This is a genomic window from Capnocytophaga cynodegmi DSM 19736 (assembly GCF_000379185.1).
Lineage (GTDB): Bacteria > Bacteroidota > Bacteroidia > Flavobacteriales > Flavobacteriaceae > Capnocytophaga > Capnocytophaga cynodegmi.
On the sequence record NZ_KB900734.1, the window covers coordinates 41,169 to 59,241 of the forward strand.

12 protein-coding genes and 1 tRNA gene are annotated in these 18,073 nt (G+C 33.9%); 5 read left to right on the plus strand and 8 right to left on the minus strand.

The genetic code is table 11. The annotated features are described in order from the left end of the window. Nucleotides 1-159: 159 nt before the first annotated feature. Both YW9_RS0108830 and YW9_RS0108835 read right to left on the minus strand, forming a co-directional pair. Entirely contained in the window at nt 160-2,352 is a 2,193-nt protein-coding gene (locus YW9_RS0108830) for a PepSY domain-containing protein (protein WP_018279807.1), read from the minus strand. Nucleotides 2,353-2,481: 129 nt separating this feature from the next. Continuing rightward, nucleotides 2,482-3,738, minus strand: coding sequence for a sigma-54 interaction domain-containing protein (locus YW9_RS0108835; protein WP_018279808.1), 1,257 nt, complete (start codon nt 3,736-3,738; stop codon nt 2,482-2,484). Nucleotides 3,739-4,002: 264 nt separating this feature from the next. On the opposite strand from YW9_RS0108835, the gene YW9_RS13795 reads away from it, so the two are divergent. Then, nucleotides 4,003-4,134: a hypothetical protein gene (locus tag YW9_RS13795; protein WP_255317897.1), complete on the plus strand. Its 132-nt coding sequence runs from the start codon at nt 4,003-4,005 to the stop codon at nt 4,132-4,134. A gap of 40 nt (nt 4,135-4,174) precedes the next feature. Here YW9_RS13795 and radA read toward each other — a convergent pair whose 3' ends face one another. Genes radA through YW9_RS0108850 form a run of 3 tightly spaced genes read right to left on the minus strand, consistent with a single transcriptional unit; the run spans nt 4,175 to nt 8,031 of the window. After that, nucleotides 4,175-5,536 (minus strand): DNA repair protein RadA, encoded by a 1,362-nt coding sequence (gene radA, locus YW9_RS0108840; protein ID WP_026193928.1) that lies wholly within the window; start codon nt 5,534-5,536, stop codon nt 4,175-4,177. Between the two features lie 26 nt (nt 5,537-5,562). Continuing rightward, nucleotides 5,563-6,687 carry an alpha/beta hydrolase gene (locus YW9_RS12760; RefSeq protein ID WP_040354059.1) on the minus strand — a complete coding sequence of 375 codons (1,125 nt, stop codon included), beginning with the start codon at nt 6,685-6,687 and terminating at the stop codon, nt 5,563-5,565. A 36-nt stretch (nt 6,688-6,723) separates the two neighbouring features. After that, on the minus strand, nt 6,724-8,031 hold the full coding sequence (locus YW9_RS0108850) for a hydroxymethylglutaryl-CoA reductase, degradative (RefSeq protein ID WP_018279811.1): 1,308 nt from the start codon (nt 8,029-8,031) through the stop codon (nt 6,724-6,726). A gap of 192 nt (nt 8,032-8,223) precedes the next feature. On the opposite strand from YW9_RS0108850, the gene gldB reads away from it, so the two are divergent. Both gldB and gldC read left to right on the plus strand, forming a co-directional pair. Beyond that, nucleotides 8,224-9,177, plus strand: coding sequence for a gliding motility lipoprotein GldB (gldB, locus tag YW9_RS0108855; protein WP_018279812.1), 954 nt, complete (start codon nt 8,224-8,226; stop codon nt 9,175-9,177). Beyond that, entirely contained in the window at nt 9,177-9,503 is a 327-nt protein-coding gene (gldC, locus tag YW9_RS0108860; protein WP_018279813.1) for a gliding motility protein GldC, read from the plus strand. The genes gldB and gldC overlap by 1 nt, the downstream gene beginning before the upstream one ends. Before the next feature lie 81 nt (nt 9,504-9,584). Here the strand turns inward: gldC and YW9_RS0108865 are convergent, their stop codons facing one another. Next, the gene (locus YW9_RS0108865) at nt 9,585-11,027 is read right to left on the minus strand and encodes a RagB/SusD family nutrient uptake outer membrane protein (protein WP_018279814.1); all 1,443 of its coding nucleotides are present in this window, start codon (nt 11,025-11,027) and stop codon (nt 9,585-9,587) included. Between the two features lie 28 nt (nt 11,028-11,055). Then, nucleotides 11,056-14,268 carry a SusC/RagA family TonB-linked outer membrane protein gene (locus YW9_RS0108870; protein ID WP_018279815.1) on the minus strand — a complete coding sequence of 1,071 codons (3,213 nt, stop codon included), beginning with the start codon at nt 14,266-14,268 and terminating at the stop codon, nt 11,056-11,058. Between the two features lie 750 nt (nt 14,269-15,018). On the opposite strand from YW9_RS0108870, the gene YW9_RS0108880 reads away from it, so the two are divergent. Both YW9_RS0108880 and dinB read left to right on the plus strand, forming a co-directional pair. Continuing rightward, nucleotides 15,019-15,092, plus strand: a tRNA-Asp gene (locus YW9_RS0108880). A 331-nt stretch (nt 15,093-15,423) separates the two neighbouring features. After that, entirely contained in the window at nt 15,424-16,551 is a 1,128-nt protein-coding gene (dinB, locus tag YW9_RS0108885; protein WP_018279817.1) for a DNA polymerase IV, read from the plus strand. 81 nt (nt 16,552-16,632) lie between these two features. Here dinB and hemL read toward each other — a convergent pair whose 3' ends face one another. Continuing rightward, nucleotides 16,633-17,928: a glutamate-1-semialdehyde 2,1-aminomutase gene (gene hemL, locus YW9_RS0108890; RefSeq protein ID WP_018279818.1), complete on the minus strand. Its 1,296-nt coding sequence runs from the start codon at nt 17,926-17,928 to the stop codon at nt 16,633-16,635. Nucleotides 17,929-18,073: the final 145 nt, after the last annotated feature.

Here is an 18,073-nt window from a genome sequence, read left to right on the forward strand (position 1 = left end):
ATAAGAAAAAATTTCTTTGTGTAATTTTTAAACATTATAATCTAAAGATATTGTTAATTATGAAATTTTTAAGATTTTGGAAACAAATTTTCGCAAAGTTTTCAACATTTATTGTTGATAACTTCAGCCAAAAATAAACACTTCTTTTAAGTGTTCTGTTTAGTAGCAATCCATTCGGATTTGTCCTCTATTTTGAAAGTAACTGAATGTCTTCCCTAAATATTCCTTACAGATTTTTTCAAGAATAGTAATTACTCCTCTTTGCATTGCCACAGAACCACAAATCATCACAACACCATTGTTATCAAGTAAATTAACAAAGAATAAAGCCTTTTCCCGTACAATATCTTGCACATAGTATTTATTTTCGGAACGAGAGAGAGCCAAATGCAAATCTGATATTTTTCCATCAAGCATATTTTTCGTAACAACCTCATTATAAATAGCAAACGAATCTCTGCTTTTTCCTCCCCAAATAAGCGTTGTAGCAACTTGTTTTTTATTGTTTTCAATCATTCCTAAAAAAGGAGCAATTCCCGTTCCTGTAGCAATGCAAACCACCTGATTTACGTTTTTAGGAAAATGAAATTTTTTATTTATCTCCAATCCTGCTTTGAATAAATCTCCTGATTTTAAATTATTTAATAGATTTGATACAATTCCTTTTTCGTGACGTTTTATACTTAATAGTATTTCATTTTTGATTGTTTTACCAATGGAATATAGCCGTTCACGACCATCAATATCGGACATTATGGCAAGTAAATCCCCCGATTCAAACTTTAGTTTCACAACAGGCTTTAAAACTATCAAAAACGTTTCATCATACTGAATATCTGTTTTTTGAATTACTTCAAAACTATATTGTTTTCGCTTCTTACTAACAATCACATTAGCAGATAATTGAAGCTCAATCGCTTGTTTTTCAGACCATATATTTGCCCAATGAGAAAATGACTCAAACGACTGATTATTAATTGTATGAATGTCAGTCAGAGGATTTCCCTTTGAGGATTTTCGTAACAATTCATCAACTTCATAAGCATATTTACAAAAATCTGGATAAGCTAACGACCCAAACCCTACAACAGAGTACCAGAAAGGCTTCTGAACTTCATTTTCCTGCCATAATTTTTTGAACTTTGTAGCATTAAAAGGCTCATTTCCTTGTCCATAGGTTGAAGTCATCACAATCAAATATTCCATTTTCTCATAAAAAGAAAAAGCATTCATCTCTGCCAGAAAACTTTTCTTCCCTAATCTAATCAATTCATTATGAAGCATATTGGCAAAATGAAAAGTACTTCCACCCTCTGAGCCTACAAGAATTATATGAGTACATTCTTCCTTCTTGAATGGATTTTTAACAATTGATTTTCTGCGTTTTAGCGTAATTTTAAATCCTGAATAAATAAAAAATAATATACCAACACAAGACAAAAACAGCACCAAAGCCCAAACTAAAGTACCACGCCCAGTATGTAAAATTAAGCTATAATGGGAAATAATTTTTGTTGGAAGAGAATCCGATTGAAAAAGCACTTCTCCCGTAAATTGATTGATTATCAAATTTCTGTCTACCATTTCTATTCGATAAAATTCCTCAACATCTCCAAAAAGAGGAAATTCTACTTTCCGTACTTTCGATAACGGAACTTCGAAAGCGACAAAATTTGAAAGTTCTTTTTTGGGACTTTCAGAGAGTGTATTGGCGTCTAATTCTCCTGAAAATTCTTTTGTAGGCAAAAGCGAAAATCCTTCCAGAAAGAGATATAATCCTGTGAAAGTTATAATAAAAATAGGGACTAAAACCCATCTACCAAAAATTGTATGATAATAAGGAAAAAAGTTCTCTTTCACAATATTATGAAAAAAATGTTTCCAATTCTTTTGCTTTCTGATAATCAAAAATATACCAGAAATGGCAATCAGCATAAGCAAAAAAGAAGCAACAGCCATAATAATACGTCCTGCTTTTCCCATAAAAAGTGAGCGATGTAGCGTCTGTGAAAAAGTAAAAATATCTGCTCTTTTAAACGTTTCTCCAACTTTTTCAGCCGTTTTGGGATTAATATAGAATACTGAGTTATTCCCATCATTATCAATCACTTCTGCCTGTACAAAATCATTTTCATCTATTTTTAAAGTGAGTATTTCAGGATATTTTTCTTTTAAAGAAATGATGGTTTCCTTTAAGGTAATCCCATCAAAATCAACACTTTTTAGAGACTTTGAGTAGTTTACAATAGGCTCAAAAGCTAAAATCATTCCTGTTACAGAAGCAATTAGGATAAAAACAGACCCCAATAAAGCTAAAGTTAAATGAGTATAACGCCAAACAGACAAGGTCATTTTTTCGATACTTTAAAAAATTATTTTTATTTGATTTAATTAGAAATTGTAAGTGAAGACATATAAAAATCAATATTCTCAACGATTTAATCATCAAAAATATTGATTATTAATCCTTAATTTTTATATTTACAAGTCCAAATTATATTGTTTAATCTTTCGATAGAGTGTTCTTTCTGAAATTCCCAACTCCTTTGCTGCTTCTTTTCGTTTCCCACCATTTCTCTCTAAAGCCTTGATTATCAACTCCAATTCTTTATCCTGTAAAGAAAGAGGTTCTTCAGCTATATCTTCTTCATAATCATACAGTTCCTCTTTATCCGAAGTATCCCTCAACGGTTGGACTCGTTCTACTGGAATGATTGAAACCACAGGCGTATCTTCTGCTGAATGCGAACCTTCTCCATATATTCTGTGTATCAATCCTTTATTATCCTCTTTAACTTTTTGTGAACTATCGTGTTGTAGTAACTCTAAAGTCAATTTTTTCAAATCATTTAGGTCATTTTTCATATCAAACAACACCTTGTATAGTATTTCACGTTCGTTGCTAAACTCACTTTCACTTCGGGGTGCATTTACTATGGTTGGCAGATTTGTACTCTCATTAGGCAAATATTCTCTCAAAATAGCAGCTGAAATTTCCCTTTTCCTTTCCAAAACTGAAACTCTCTCTACAATATTTAGTAATTCACGTATATTTCCGCTCCATCGATAGCTTAAAAGCAGGTTTACCGCATCATCAGTCAGCTTAATTGGAGGCATTTTATACTTTTCGGCAGCATCAGAAGCAAATTTTCGAAACAACAGATGAATATCCTCTTTTCGTTCACGAAGCGGAGGCAAATAAATCTCAACCGTACTCAAACGATAGTATAAATCTTCACGAAATTTTCCTTTTTTGATAGCTTCAAACAAATTCACATTGGTTGCTGCCACAATACGTACATTGGTTTTTTGCACAACCGATGAACCTACTTTGATAAATTCACCATTTTCGAGCACACGAAGCAACCTAACTTGCGTAGTTAGAGGAAGTTCTCCAACTTCATCTAAAAAAATAGTTCCTCCGTCGGCTTCTTCAAAATACCCACTACGAGTGGAAGTAGCTCCTGTAAAGGCTCCTTTTTCGTGACCAAACAACTCAGAATCAATCGTTCCCTCAGGTATAGCTCCACAATTCACAGCAATATATTTTCCGTGTTTTCGCAAAGACAGAGAATGTATTATCTTCGGGATAGCCTCCTTTCCTACACCGCTTTCTCCTGTAACCAATACCGAAATATCCGTCGGAGCAACCTGTATAGCTTTTTCAATAGCACGATTGAGTTTAGGAGTATTCCCAATAATGCTAAATCGTTGTTTTATAGTCTGTATATTTTCCATTATCGCTTTTTCAATGTTGCAAATGTAAGACTTATTTCTTAAAAATTTAAATGATTGTGCTTACAAGAAAATCCGATTTTTAGAAAGAAATCAACTCATTTTTTCAGAAATATTTTTTAAAACAATTCAATATAACAAAATAAAAATTTGATAAACAGATGATTAAACTACAAGAAATTATTTAACCATACAAATTATGATAAATATCATATTTCTGAGAGCTAAAAAACTATAAATTAGCCACTTCAAATTCACTATTTTAATATGATAACTCAGAACATTGCACTTTACGACCACACAGCAGGAAGTATCATCATCGGGTTTTTTGGACTTGTTTGTATTGGATTTATTGTGATGACCGTACTATTCTTCCGAAGTGGAAAGAAGAAAAAATAGATTGCCAAAAGCTCAAAATAACAAAATTTGAGCTTTTATTCTACCCAAATAACTCCTGAATAGCATCTTCTATTTTAGCAACTTTTACAATTTTGATTGCCGTATTTTTCAAGGCTATTTTGTTATATTTGGACACAAAAATAGTTTCAAATCCTAATTTTTCAGCCTCTGTGATGCGTTGTTCCACTCGTTGCACGGGTCGGATTTCTCCTCCTAATCCCACTTCACCTGCAAAACAAACATTTTTCTCAATCGCAATATCTTCATTAGAAGAAAGAATCGCCATTGCAACTCCCAAATCGGTTGCAGGGTCATCAATGGTAATTCCGCCAGTAATGTTCAAAAATACGTCCTTTGCCCCCAGTCGGAAACCAGCTCTTTTTTCCAATACTGCAAGTAACATATTGAGTCTCTTAGCATTAAAACCTGTTGCACTTCGCTGTGGCGTTCCATAAACAGCTGTACTTACAAGTGACTGAATTTCAATCATCAATGGACGCATTCCTTCCAAAGTAGCAGCGATGGCAGTTCCGCTAATATTTTCATCTGTTTTTGAAATTAGAATTTCAGAAGGATTATTAACTTCACGCAAACCACTACTCATCATTTCATAAATCCCTAATTCCGAGGTAGAACCAAATCTGTTTTTCAATGAACGTAAAATACGATATACGTGATTTCGGTCGCCCTCAAACTGAAGAACAGTGTCCACCATATGTTCCAAAATCTTCGGACCTGCAATCTGTCCATCTTTCGTAATATGCCCAATAAGAATAACTGGTGTGTTAGTGGTTTTTGCAAATTTTATGAGCTCAGATGTGCATTCTCTGATTTGCGAAATGCTCCCTGCAGAGGCTTCAATATAATCCGTTTGCAAAGTTTGAATAGAATCTATAATTACAACTTCGGGCTGTAATTCCTTGATTTGATGAAAGATATTTTGTGTTTTTGTTTCTGTAAGTATAAAGCAATTATCCAACTTATGCGGAATTCTGTCAGCTCTCATTTTTATTTGCTTTTCACTTTCTTCGCCCGACACATAAAGCGTTTTGTAAGGCAAATTAAGTGCAATTTGTAACAAAAGTGTACTTTTCCCAATACCTGGTTCCCCACCAAGTAATGTCACGGAACCTGAAACAATTCCTCCTCCCAGAACATTATTCAACTCGTGATTATTACTATTCAATCGAGTTTCTTGCTGTGTACTTATCTGAGAAACAGATATGTATTTAGTTGCTTTTTTTGTTTTAGAAGTTTCAACTTGCCAAACTTTTTTCTCTTCTTTCTGAACTACTTCTTCAACAATAGTATTCCATTCCTTACACGCATAGCACTGCCCTTGCCATTTGCTATATTGTATTCCACAATTTTGACAAAAGTATGTTGTTTTAACCTTCATAATATATTGTTAATCAGGATAAAATTCAATTATTTTCCTCTTAAGTTTGTTATCCGTTCGTTGATAAGGTCTGATTTGATAAAGTCGATACTAGGTTCTCCATAAGCTCTTTGATATGCTCTGGTTGCCTTTTTGTAATCCTCAATTTTTTCATAATATTCTCCTAAGAAGAAATTTGGCATCGCTGTATCACTATACCCGTTAGCTTTCACAAAATCAGATAAATCGGACAATGACAACCAATCTTCCCTCTTATGAATAGCGTCGTAAATGGCGAAAATATCATTAAGTGATGGCTTTTTTCTCACTCCCAATTCGTTATAAATTCTTGTGTATTTTTCTCCTAAATACTGAAAAATATTTTCTTGCAGAGGCTGTATTTTTTCCTTGAATTCTTTTGCTGTGATTGGCTTGTAAATATCAAAAAGCAAATCGAAACCTCTTGCAATTCCCATCAAATCAGCAGATTCTGGTGAAGTAGCAACAAACTTTTCGTAATTGTAATTTATATTTTTGTTGAAAGCTTTTTTGAGCCGAATATCCAAATCTTCAATCTCCTTCAGCGTTTCATCACTTTCCATATCAGTAGTTGCTATATAACAGAATTTGTGATGCCTTGCTTTAGTAAATTGCTCAGGAAGAGATTCTTTTATATATGATTGAACTTTAGGATTTAGGGCTATCAAAGCGTTGAACAAAGGCTTATCACTTAAAAGATAATGACTTGCAAAATAGGCCGCTTCTTCTGAGGCTATGATTCCCCTCAAGGTATTGATTGGATACTTTCCTTTTATGTAAGGTACTAATTCTGTTCCGATGAACTCAAAAAACTGAGCTGTTTCATTCATTGGATGACCAACCTCACTAGCAATAGAAATATCTGTATTTGTATTGAATACGCCGACAATTATGCTTTTGGGCATAGATTGGAGATACTCATAGTAACGTGCAGCGGCAATTGTAGGTTCCATTAGTGCAACTGCATCAAGTACAACAAAAAGCGGGTAAGCTTCCTTATCTGAATATCCTTCAGGAAGATAAATGGCTATCTTTCGTTTGTCATTGAGCCTACTTGAGCTAAATTCTTCTGAAATAATTTGTCCGAATGCACTTTGCAAACATACAAATGCGATGAGTAAAAATAGTCTTTTCATAGAACATTATTTTTAAGTTAATAATTATTTGGTTTATCAATTTAAGTGACGAATACTTTCAAAAACGTCTGACACTTCCCTGTGTGTTAATGTTTTATCTTTAAAATAGTTTGTAATGTATTCTTTTTGAGCTTCATTAGCTCCTAATTGGTTCAAAATATTCATCAGATGCATCTTCATATGTCCTTTTTGAATTCCAAGTGTAATTAGTGAACTTACTGCAGCAAAATTCTGAGCCAATCCCACCGTAGCAGCAATTTGCATCAATTCCTTAGCCGAAGGTTTTTCCAAAATTTGTAAAGCTGTTTTTACAAGTGGATGCAAGTTCGTCAGACCACCAACAGTTCCGAGAGCCAAAGGCACCTCTATTTCAAAATGAAAAATATCGTCTTTAACATAAGCCTTAGTCAAACTTTGATATTTTCCACTTCGCGAAGCATAGGCGTGGATACCTGCTTCCACTGCACGAAAATCATTTCCTGTGGCTAAAATTACAGAATCTATGCCATTCATAATGCCTTTATTATGAGTTGTTGCCCGACGCACCTCAGCATTTGCAATTGCAATAGCCCTGACAAATTTTTCTGCGAATTCCCTTCCTCCCAAATTTGCAATAGCCAAATGTTCTGTTGGACAAGAAACTGCAACCCGAACCAAACATTCTGGAACATAATTTGACAAAATTGACATTACAATTTCATATTTTTTATCAATTTCGGGGAAATTTACAGCTTCTGTACGAAAAGTCTGTGAAAAAGATTCCAAACACGAATTGATAAAATTCGCTCCCATTGCATCTAACGTCTCAAAAGTAACAAAAAGCTGATAGTAATTAGCAAGTTCAGAGGTTTTATCCACCAAACGTATGTCCGTTATGCCTCCACCTCGCTTTTGCATATTGGCTGTAATAACTTGTGCATCAGACAACATTTTAGGCTTAACTTTCGCGAAAAAGCTTTCTAAATCTGCTTTCTCTCCATAAAACATAAAATGTACTTGTCCGTTTTTTTCAGTAGAAATTACCTCTGCTTTAAATCCCCCGCGAGATTCCCAAAATTTAGCAGCTCGACTGGCAGCAGCCACTACAGAACTTTCTTCGATAACCATCGGGATAGTGTAGGTCTTTCCATTTATAACGAAATTAGGTGCTATTGCAAAGGGCAAATAGTAATTAGAAATCGCGTTTTCTATGAATTCATCGTGCAATTTCTGTAGATTTTCATCTGCATTCTGGTATTTTTGAAAGTATGAATGTGCCTGTTCATCACCAGAAAAATAGGTTTCACATAGCCAATCAATCTTTTGTTGTTTCGTTAATTTTGAAAATCCTTCTATTTTTTTCATTTCTGCAATATTCGCTGTTTTCTACATTTAAAAAAGTTAAAACTTTATCCCAAAATATCTTGCAAATATACAATAGAAAAACAAATAAATGTTTAATTATCACGAAAAAGATACCTCAAACTGAGTTTTTACACATTTCCTACTTTTTATTTTTTTCATATATTTGCCACCATAGTTTAGATTGAATTACCGATGAAAAAATCACTTCTGTTAATTGGTTTACTTATTCTTACAGCTTGTGGAGATAAAAAAGAAAAGGAAATTGCTCAAATACCTATGCAGGTTGAAATAGTGCGTTTTGATTCTCTTTTCTTTACAACGCCTTCAGAAAAAATTTCAGAACTAAGAAAAACGTATCCTTTCTTTTTTACTTCAAACATAAGTGATGTCGAATGGATTGAAATTCAAAAAGATAGCTTGAGACAAGCACTTTACAAGGAGGCCCAAAAAAATGTAGGTGATTTGTCAAAAGAAAAAAAAGAAATTAAAGGCTTATTTCAGCACTTAAAATATTATTTTCCTAATTTTCAAGCACCTAAAGTTATCACACTTACTTCCGAAGTGGACTATCAGTCTCGAGTAATTTATGCAGATAGTTTATTACTTATCGGGATTGACAATTATTTGGGTGAAAATCATCATTTTTACGAAAATATTCAGAAATATATCCGTTTTGAGCTTCAAAAAGAAAACATTGTTATTGATATAGCCGAATCGTTTGCGGATAAGTTAGTTCCTCGTCGTCAATACCTTACATTTTTAGATAACATAATTTATGAAGGAAAGAAATTATATCTCACAGAAATTCTTCTTCCTAAAAAATCGGAAGCAGAAATTTTAAAATACGACAAAACAAAATGGAAATGGACTGTAGAAAATGAATCACAAATATGGAGATATTTTATTGATAATGAACTTCTTTATCAAACAGATAAAAAGTTACTGAACAGATTCATATATCCTGCTCCTTTCTCAAAATTTTATTTGGAATTGGATAGCGAATCACCTGGAGGTGTAGGACGTTTTATCGGATTACAAATTGTGAAATCGTTTATGGAGAAGAATGAGCAAATATCTATTATTGAGATGCTTACAATGAAACCCGAAGAATTATTCAAACAATCTTTTTATAAACCTAAAAAATAATGCAAAAGACATCAAACATTCAATTAACTGTTGCGTTGGACGAAAATAAAGTTCCCGAAAAATTGTTTTGGAACGCTGAAGATGGAGGAATTAATAATGAAGAAACCAAAGCTATTTTTCTATCTGTTTGGGATTCAAAAAACAAAGAAGCCTTACGTATTGACCTGTGGACCAAAGAAATGCCTGTTGATGAAATGAAAATGTTTTTCTACCAAACGCTTTCGGCAATGGCTGATACCTTCCACAGAGCTACTAACGATGAAAAAATGCGTGACACAATGCGTGACTTCTGTGAGTATTTTGCTGAAAAAATGGAACTGAAATAACACATTTATAACTAAAAATGTATATATAAAAAACAGCCATAAAACTACAATTATGGCTGTTTTTTTGTTATCTCTATGATTTTATTCTGGATTATTTGGAGCCATTGTGGGCGTCGCATCCATTTCTGCTTCAGGTATTTGAATTATAAACTTAGGATCGCCAACAGGTATATTAAACTTACCAAATTGTCCATGATTTGAATTCGGATAATCCCTTTCAATAGCTCTGCCCAAACGTTTTAAGTCGAAGAAAGCATAACCCTCACCCCACATTTCAATCCGCTTTTGCAAAATAATCTCATTTATTAAATCAGCTCCTGTTTTAGTAGATTTTGAGTACCCAGCATCTCTTTCCGAAGTAATTTCAAATAAAACATCTCTTGCACCTGCTTCATTTCCACTTCTAGCTAGTCCTTCCGCTTCTATGTAGTACATTAAAGCCGAACGTAAGTAAATATAGTCTCCTTCTGTCCTGTTACCTGTCAAATCTCTAAACTTAAAACTCGTGTAAGCGGGATATTCTTTACCTTGAAAAGCTCCATCAGTTCCTGACATAAACATCGCTTTTCTGTAATCTGTATCAGGAATAGCCTCATAAAGTCTTTTATCAATAGCAATACTTCCTCCTTCTGCATATCCTGTATTGGTATTATCGAAGTGAGAGAAAAAACTTGCCACAAAGGTTGTTAACTCAGAATTAATATCTGCTCCCCACATCGTTTCTTTTTGATTTATATCATAGAAACCATTTTTCCATTCGTTCTCTGAAAGTAAAGAATAACCTTGTCTGGCTTTGTTTGCCATTTCAGCAGCCTTCACATATTCCCCTGTCTCTAAATAGACCTCTGCCAAAAAAGCTTGTGCTACACTTTGGTCAATAAGCTCTTTATTATCTCTCTTGTACCCCTGTAAATCTTCAATAGCTTCTTTTAGGTCAGAAATAATTTGGTCATAAACCTCTTTATTTGTATTTCTAACTTTTGACACCTCACCTGTATTGATTGGAATACAATGAGCTGTTTCATTTCCTACATATGTTGGAGCATAAAAACGAGCTAACATTAAGTGAAAATATCCACGTAAAGCTAAAGCTTGAGCCCTAATTTGCTTACTTTCTTCACTTGCCGTATTCTTATCCACATTATTGATAATGATATTTGTATTTTTAATTTGGATATAATACGTAAACCAAGGCATATGTGATCTTGTAGAAGTGGTTTTTCTTCCAGTAAAATTATAGTAAAAACCATTCCAGTTTAAGCTATTCATTACTACATCATTTCCCATAAGGTCAGCTATTGAGAGCATTGATTTATGTCCATAATCTTCATGTCCTCCATAGCCACTGATACCGTGAGAGCGTAATCCTGCCAAAACCCCACGTAACGAACCCATTGAGGCCACTGCGGAAGAGCCATGTTGTTTTTGAGAGATATATGATTCTGGCTCCTTATCCATAAAATCCTTAGAACAAGCTCCCAACAATAAAGTCGCTCCCAAACCTATATATATTATTCTTTTCATTGTAAGTGTTTTTAAAAATTAAGTGTTTTTAGAATTTAGCAGAAATTCCAAAAGAAATTGTTCTGTATAAGCTATAAACGTTTTGTGTTCCTCCATTGCTTAGTGAAGTCATCCGAGGATCCAAACCTTGTCGTTTAGACCAAACCCACAAATTACTACCTATCAACGACATTGTAACACTTTCTAATCCTATTTTTTGAAGCTGCTCGTTTTTCAAATCGTATGACAAGCTAACATCTTCCCAGCTAATATAATCAGCCTTAGTTAAAAATAAATCAGATCCTCCATATTGATTTGAATCAGCTGTTGTCATCCTTGGTAAAGATGCTTTTCTATTATTAAAATTCCAGGTTTTGTAAACATCTTTATGAAAATTATGTCCGCTACTGCCAAACCCTTCTTGTTCAACAAAAAGTCCTGCGTAAACACCATCATACACGTACCCTCCAAACTGATAGGCAAACCCTGTTGAGAAAGACCAGTTTTTATAATCAAATCTAAGTCCAAACCCTCCATAAACGTCAGGGTGAGCAGTCTTATCAGAAAGGAATTTTGTTGCTTCGCTGTATTTACCTATTAAAGTTGTTTTTTCTCCTTCAGCCTCACCATTACTATTAGTTTCTCCTTTGTACCACATACCTTGACCTGTAGCCTCATCTACACCCACAAACTCTCTGATATAAAATGTATAAGCACTTTTACCTTCTGCAAAACGATAATTACCATTGGTGAATGGTTCTGGTAATCTTGTAATTTTATTTTTATAATGTGTTGCATTTGCCCAAAGATTCAGATTTACATCATTTTTCTTGATTACGTCAACATCAAGGGTAACCTCAAAACCTTTGTTTTCCATATCACCAATATTTTTGGAAATAGTTGGATTTCCTGACGAAGGTTGTTGCGGAAAGTTGTACAACATATCAGAAACAGCTCTCTCAAAGTACTCAAATTCAAGATTCACTCTATTGAAAAATCTTGCTTCAAAACCTGCATTAAAATTCTTGGACACTTCCCATTTCAAATCTTTACTTCCTAAATACGCTTCACGAAGTGATGGATTTCCGTTGGCATCAGGTGTAATATCATATTGGGTTAAATATGGCTTATAATTTCTGCTAAACGAGAAATGATGCCTGTGATCAAAAGAAACATATCCTGGATAAAGAATATTGTCATTTCCTTGTTCTCCATAACTTGCTTTCAGTTTCAAATTATTAACAGCATTTATTTTTGGGAAGAATCCTTCATTGGTTACTATCCAAGCTCCTCCTATCCCATAAAAGTTACCCCAACGATGATCAGGATGAAAAACACTTGAGGCATCCCTTCTAAAACTTCCGTTTATATGATATTTATTATCGTAACTATATGTGAGTTTTGATAAGTAGCCTTCTGTTTGATAATCATCATTATATCCGTATAACGCTCCAAATTTAGTAGCATTTGATATAAAAACTTTTTCACTAACAACCACTTTCGTTTTATTCCCTGATAACATTTTCGACAACATTTGTGTACTTTCGTGCCCTACCATTAACTCGATATTATGGTTTCCTATAGTTTTTTTCCAAGAAAGCAACTGATTGTTTATCAAAGATGTTCTAAAACGAGTGGCATTTGTTATTGACCCACCATAAGGAGCTGAATCTCCACCAACTTCCCAACCATATCTCAAACGATTATCTGCTTGTAAATCATATCCCAGATTGTAAGTAAAATTAAAATCTTTTAAGAAATTAATTGATGCATAAGCTCTTGCTCCTAATGTATGACTTTCATTAGTTTGAGTGTTCTTCAGTGTTGTCGCATAAGGATTCATATTTTCGATATATGCTCTTTTTGTTTTAGAACCATCAAAGTTTTCTGTTTCTCCTCTACCAAAATCATAGATAATATCCCCTTTAGCATCGTACTTCAAATTCCCATAACGATCTCTGGCGTAGATAGGGAAAATAGGAGCTGCATTCCTCGTCCAAGAAAACAAATTTGAAAAGTTAGTAGAAACTTTTCCTGCTTGTGGCGATTTTTGGAATGTATATGCATAGTTTAAGTTTGTTCCTAATTTAATATTGTTGTTAAGTTTAAAGTCAAGATTCGTTCTTGCAGTTACTCTATCGAAACCTGAGTTTAACACATAACCATCTTCTTTCAAATACCCAAGTGAGAGGTAGCTATTAACTTTTTCTCCTCCTTGCATCAAACTTATGTAGTGTTCACGTTTTACTCCTGTTCTGAATAGTGCTTTATGCCAATCATCTTGATAAACAATATCTGCATTTGGGTTTACTAAACCTGTTGTCGGGTCTATCACTTGGTCATTAGGGACATCAAATATGTTATAACCAATACTTCCTACAAGTGAATTTGCAGCACTCAAAGATGCTTCAGCTTCTGTTAAAGTATTTTTTGCAACCCAAGCACCCAATTTTCTTCTTTGAAACTCTAACTGATAGTATTCACGTGGGTCAGTAATCACATCATAATCAGGAACTGCTCTTGTGTTTATCCCTAACTTTGTTTCATACGTTACTCTTAACTTACCTCCAGTTCCTTTTTTTGTAGTAACTACAACAACTCCATTGGCACCTCTACTTCCGTAAAGAGCATTTGCTGAGGCATCTTTTAAAAAGGTAATAGACTCTATATCTTGTGATGATATAGATGATATATCCCCATCAAAGGGAACTCCATCAACAACATAGAGAGGATTATTAGAAGCCGAAATAGAACCGACACCTCTAAAACGGACTTCAGAGCCTTCTCCTGGTTGCCCTGACGTATTTCTAACCTGAACACCTGCAGCCTTACCTGATAATGACTGTATAACATTCGCCGATTGAGCTTTCGCAATTTGGTCTGATTTAATCGTTTGAATAGAACCCGCTACAGATGCCTTATTCTGAGTTCCGTAGGCTGTTACCACTACTTCTTCAAGCTCTTCAGTTTCCAAGTGCATAACGACATCAAATTTGCTCGTTGAAGCAGAAACTAATCTATCCACTGATTTTAAACCTATTCCTATAAAATGAAGTATATCCCCCACCTTAGCCTTAATTTTATAGTTCCCGTCAAAATCTGTAGCAACACCTTTTGTAGTACCCTTAATTGTAACCGTGATACCTGGTAAAGGCTCTCCTTGTTCATCTTTCACTACCCCAGTTATCGTTTTTTCTTGTGCGAGGGCAATTTGTAGTGCCAAGAAAAAGAACGATACTGTCCAAATTAATTTTTCTTTCATCTTTTATCCCTTTTTGAATTAGTCTGGCAAATATTAGGATTATTTTTAGAAATTACAAACTTTACATCATATTATCTCATAAAAAAAACCAATATTTAAAAAAATCCATATTTTAACATTTTAATAAAACAAAAATTGTTTTTTTAATTAATTTATCGCCATAAAAATAATTTTGAGTTGCATCAAAAACAGAATTCACATTTAAAAACAATCTTTTTGATAAATAGAAATAAACACTTAAAATTTTATTTAATATCATAAACACATAAAAATCAACAATTAAAGCAAAGGGAAGACTAAAAACAGAAAAAAAATAAAAAAATCAACTTTTAACACCATTTAACTATTTAAATTTTGTTTTATGGACTAAAGACACACTTACAATAAGAACAGAACCACTCTCCCGAGTGGTTCAAATTTAGGGTATTCAGATAGTACACAACTAAAGTATTGGTGTTAAAAAACCTTAAATAGTTGTCTTATGAAATAAAGACAATAATTTCTTTCACCCAGACATAAAAATATTTATTATCTTCATTAAACACTTTCCATAGAAAAAAGAAAATGCATATAAAAGTAAATAATTATTTCAATCAAAATATTTTTTAAAACAAATAGCATTGATTTTCAAATCATTAATTTCAAACAAAGAAAAAAAAACATTTTTTTTCTCAAAAAATTTGCAGATTTACAAAAATGTATTACCTTTGCAACCGCAATGATGAAACGAAATGTTCTTAAGCAAATATTGGTCTGGTAGTTCAGTTGGTTAGAATACATGCCTGTCACGCATGGGGTCGCGGGTTCGAGTCCCGTCCAGACCGCAATAAGATTTAGTTGTGTTGTTTTGTGTAAATACTTTTACACGGGTTTATAGTAAACCAATGGAAGGCTTTCCTTTTAAGGAAGGCTTTTTTTTATATTTTCCCTTTTGTAAACTGATTATTTATTAAGAAACTTTCGAATACCCACCCCACATAATCTAAAAATCAACAGATTTAAAAGTTATCTTTTTCAACTGACACTATTATATATGTACATTTGTTGTACGAATTTTAATTGCCAATCATCTGAAATATAGCATATATCTCACTAATTAGATTGCATAGCATTTCCAAAAACTTTGTGTGATTTATAAAAAGGAAACTCGGTTGTATGAAATCCCCTGAAAAAATTGAATTGCGAAAAATTATCCATATAGATATGGACGCTTTTTATGCTTCAGTAGAACAACTGGATTTCCCAGAACTTCGAGGTAAACCGATTGCTGTGGGGGGCGAACGAGAACGAGGAGTTGTGGCAGCGGCGAGTTATGAGGCTCGGAAATTTGGGGTAAGAAGTGCTATCAGTGGTACACAGGCAAAGCAGTTATGCCCCGATTTGATTTTTGTTCACCCACGATTTGAACGATACAGAGAGATTTCAATGCAAATTCGCTCCATTTTCTATGAATATACTGATTTGGTGGAACCTTTGTCATTAGACGAGGCTTATCTGGACGTGACTCAAAATAAGAAAAATAATCCGTCTGCAACCTTAATTGCTCAAGGAATTCGTCAGCGTATTTTTGAAGTTACAGGACTTACCTCTTCTGCTGGAATTTCTATCAATAAATTTATTGCAAAAATAGCCAGTGATTTTAACAAACCCAACGGACAAAAAACAGTCACTTACAATGAGATACAAAACTTTCTTGATGCGCTTGATATCAAAAAATTTTACGGGATAGGAAAAGTTACTGCAGAAAAAATGTATCTCAAAGGTATTTTTACAGGCAAAGACTTGAGAGAGAAATCACTTGAATTCTTAGAAATGCATTTTGGGAACAACGGGCATTATTTCTATGAATTAGCTCGTGGTATCCATCGAAGTGAAGTAAAACCTTACCGAGTTCCAAAATCGTTAGGAACGGAACACACATATTCAAAAAACATCACCAGTGAAGTTTATGTAGAAGAAAAGTTAGTAGCGATTGCTGAAGAACTTAGCCAACGTATGCAACGAAAAAAATTGACAGGAAAAACAATCACTCTAAAGATAAAATATAGTGACTTTTCAGTGAATACTCGTAGCAAAACGCTTAATCAATATATTGACAACAAAGAAGATATATTAATCTGTGTAAAAGAACTACTCTACCAACAACCATTAGAAAATTCAATACGTTTGTTAGGTATTTCATTATCTAATTTTGATAATAAGAAGAAAAAAGAAATTAATAAAGATAAGCCTAAATTCATTCAACTGGAATTGCAATTCCCTGACAATTATCCTCTTGTTTAACTTTTTAAAGAAAACAGAATGAAATAAAATACATTAGACGCTTCTATCTCATTCTGTTTAGTTTTATTGCTCTTGTGAAAACTAATTCAGACGCCCATCAGCAATGATTTTTTCGAGAGCTTGAATTGTTGTGTCCAAATCCTCATACGTTAGAGCATCATTTAGGAAGTAACTTTCAAACGCACTTGGAGGCAAGTAAATACCTTCTGCCAACATTCCGTGAAAGTATTTTTTGAATCGATCCAAATTTCCTTTGGCAGAAGATTCAAAATCAACCACAGGATTTTCATTAAAATGCAATGAAATCATTGAACCAAAGCGATTTATCTGATAAGGAATATCTGTTTTGGAAAGCACTTTGTCAAATCCTTCGTGCAGATAAGCCGTTTTTTTAGCAAGACTTTCAAATACTTGTGGGTTGTTATTAAGTTCCGTAAGCATCGCTAACCCAGCACTCATTGCAAGAGGATTTCCACTCAACGTTCCTGCTTGATATACAGGACCTTCAGGAGCAAGAAAACGCATAATTTCATTACGAGCTGCAAAAGCCCCCACAGGAAGTCCGCCTCCTATTACTTTTCCAAAGGTCACAATATCTGCTTGGATATTAAGAACTTCTTGAGCTCCTCCTTTTGCTAATCTAAAACCAGTCATCACCTCGTCAAAAATCAGTAAAGTTCCGTTTTCTGTACAAAGTTTTCTTAAGGCTTCCAAAAATCCTTTCTTAGGAGGAACACACCCCATATTTCCTGCAATAGGCTCGATGATAACTCCTGCAATTTGGTTTTTATTGGCTTCAAAAAGAGCTTTAACTGAATCAATATCATTGTATTTTGCTAAAAGTGTATCCTTTGCAGTTCCTTGCGTTACACCTGGGCTATTTGGGCTTCCGAAAGTAATTGCACCACTTCCTGCTTCAATAAGGAATGAGTCGGAATGTCCGTGATAACAACCCGCAAATTTGATAATTTTATCTCGATTTGTATATCCTCTTGCTAAGCGAATGGCACTCATACAAGCTTCTGTTCCGCTGTTTACGAAACGTATTTTATCAATATTAGGTACCATTGCCACAGCCAGTTCCGCAATTTTGATTTCTATTTCAGTAGGAATTCCAAAAGAAGTTCCTTTTTTTGCACGTTCTGTAACCGCATCAATAACAGGTGGATATGCGTGACCTAAAATAAGTGGACCCCACGATGCAATGTAATCAATGAGCTTACGTCCGTCTTCATCAATTAGGTAAGCCCCTTGAGCTTCTCTGATGAAAATAGGTTCGCCTCCCACAGCGTTAAACGCCCGAACAGGCGAATTAACTCCTCCTGGTAATACTTTTTTAGCTTGAGCAAAAAGCTCACTACTTCTTCTGTATAACATAATTTTGTATCGTTTTTTCAACGTCACAAAGGTAATGTTTTTAACATCGATATAAAATTATTTTTGACATAAAATTTTTACTTGATGAAAACGAACACGGAAATCACAACAAGCATTCAAGCAACCAAATTCGTTGATACAACAG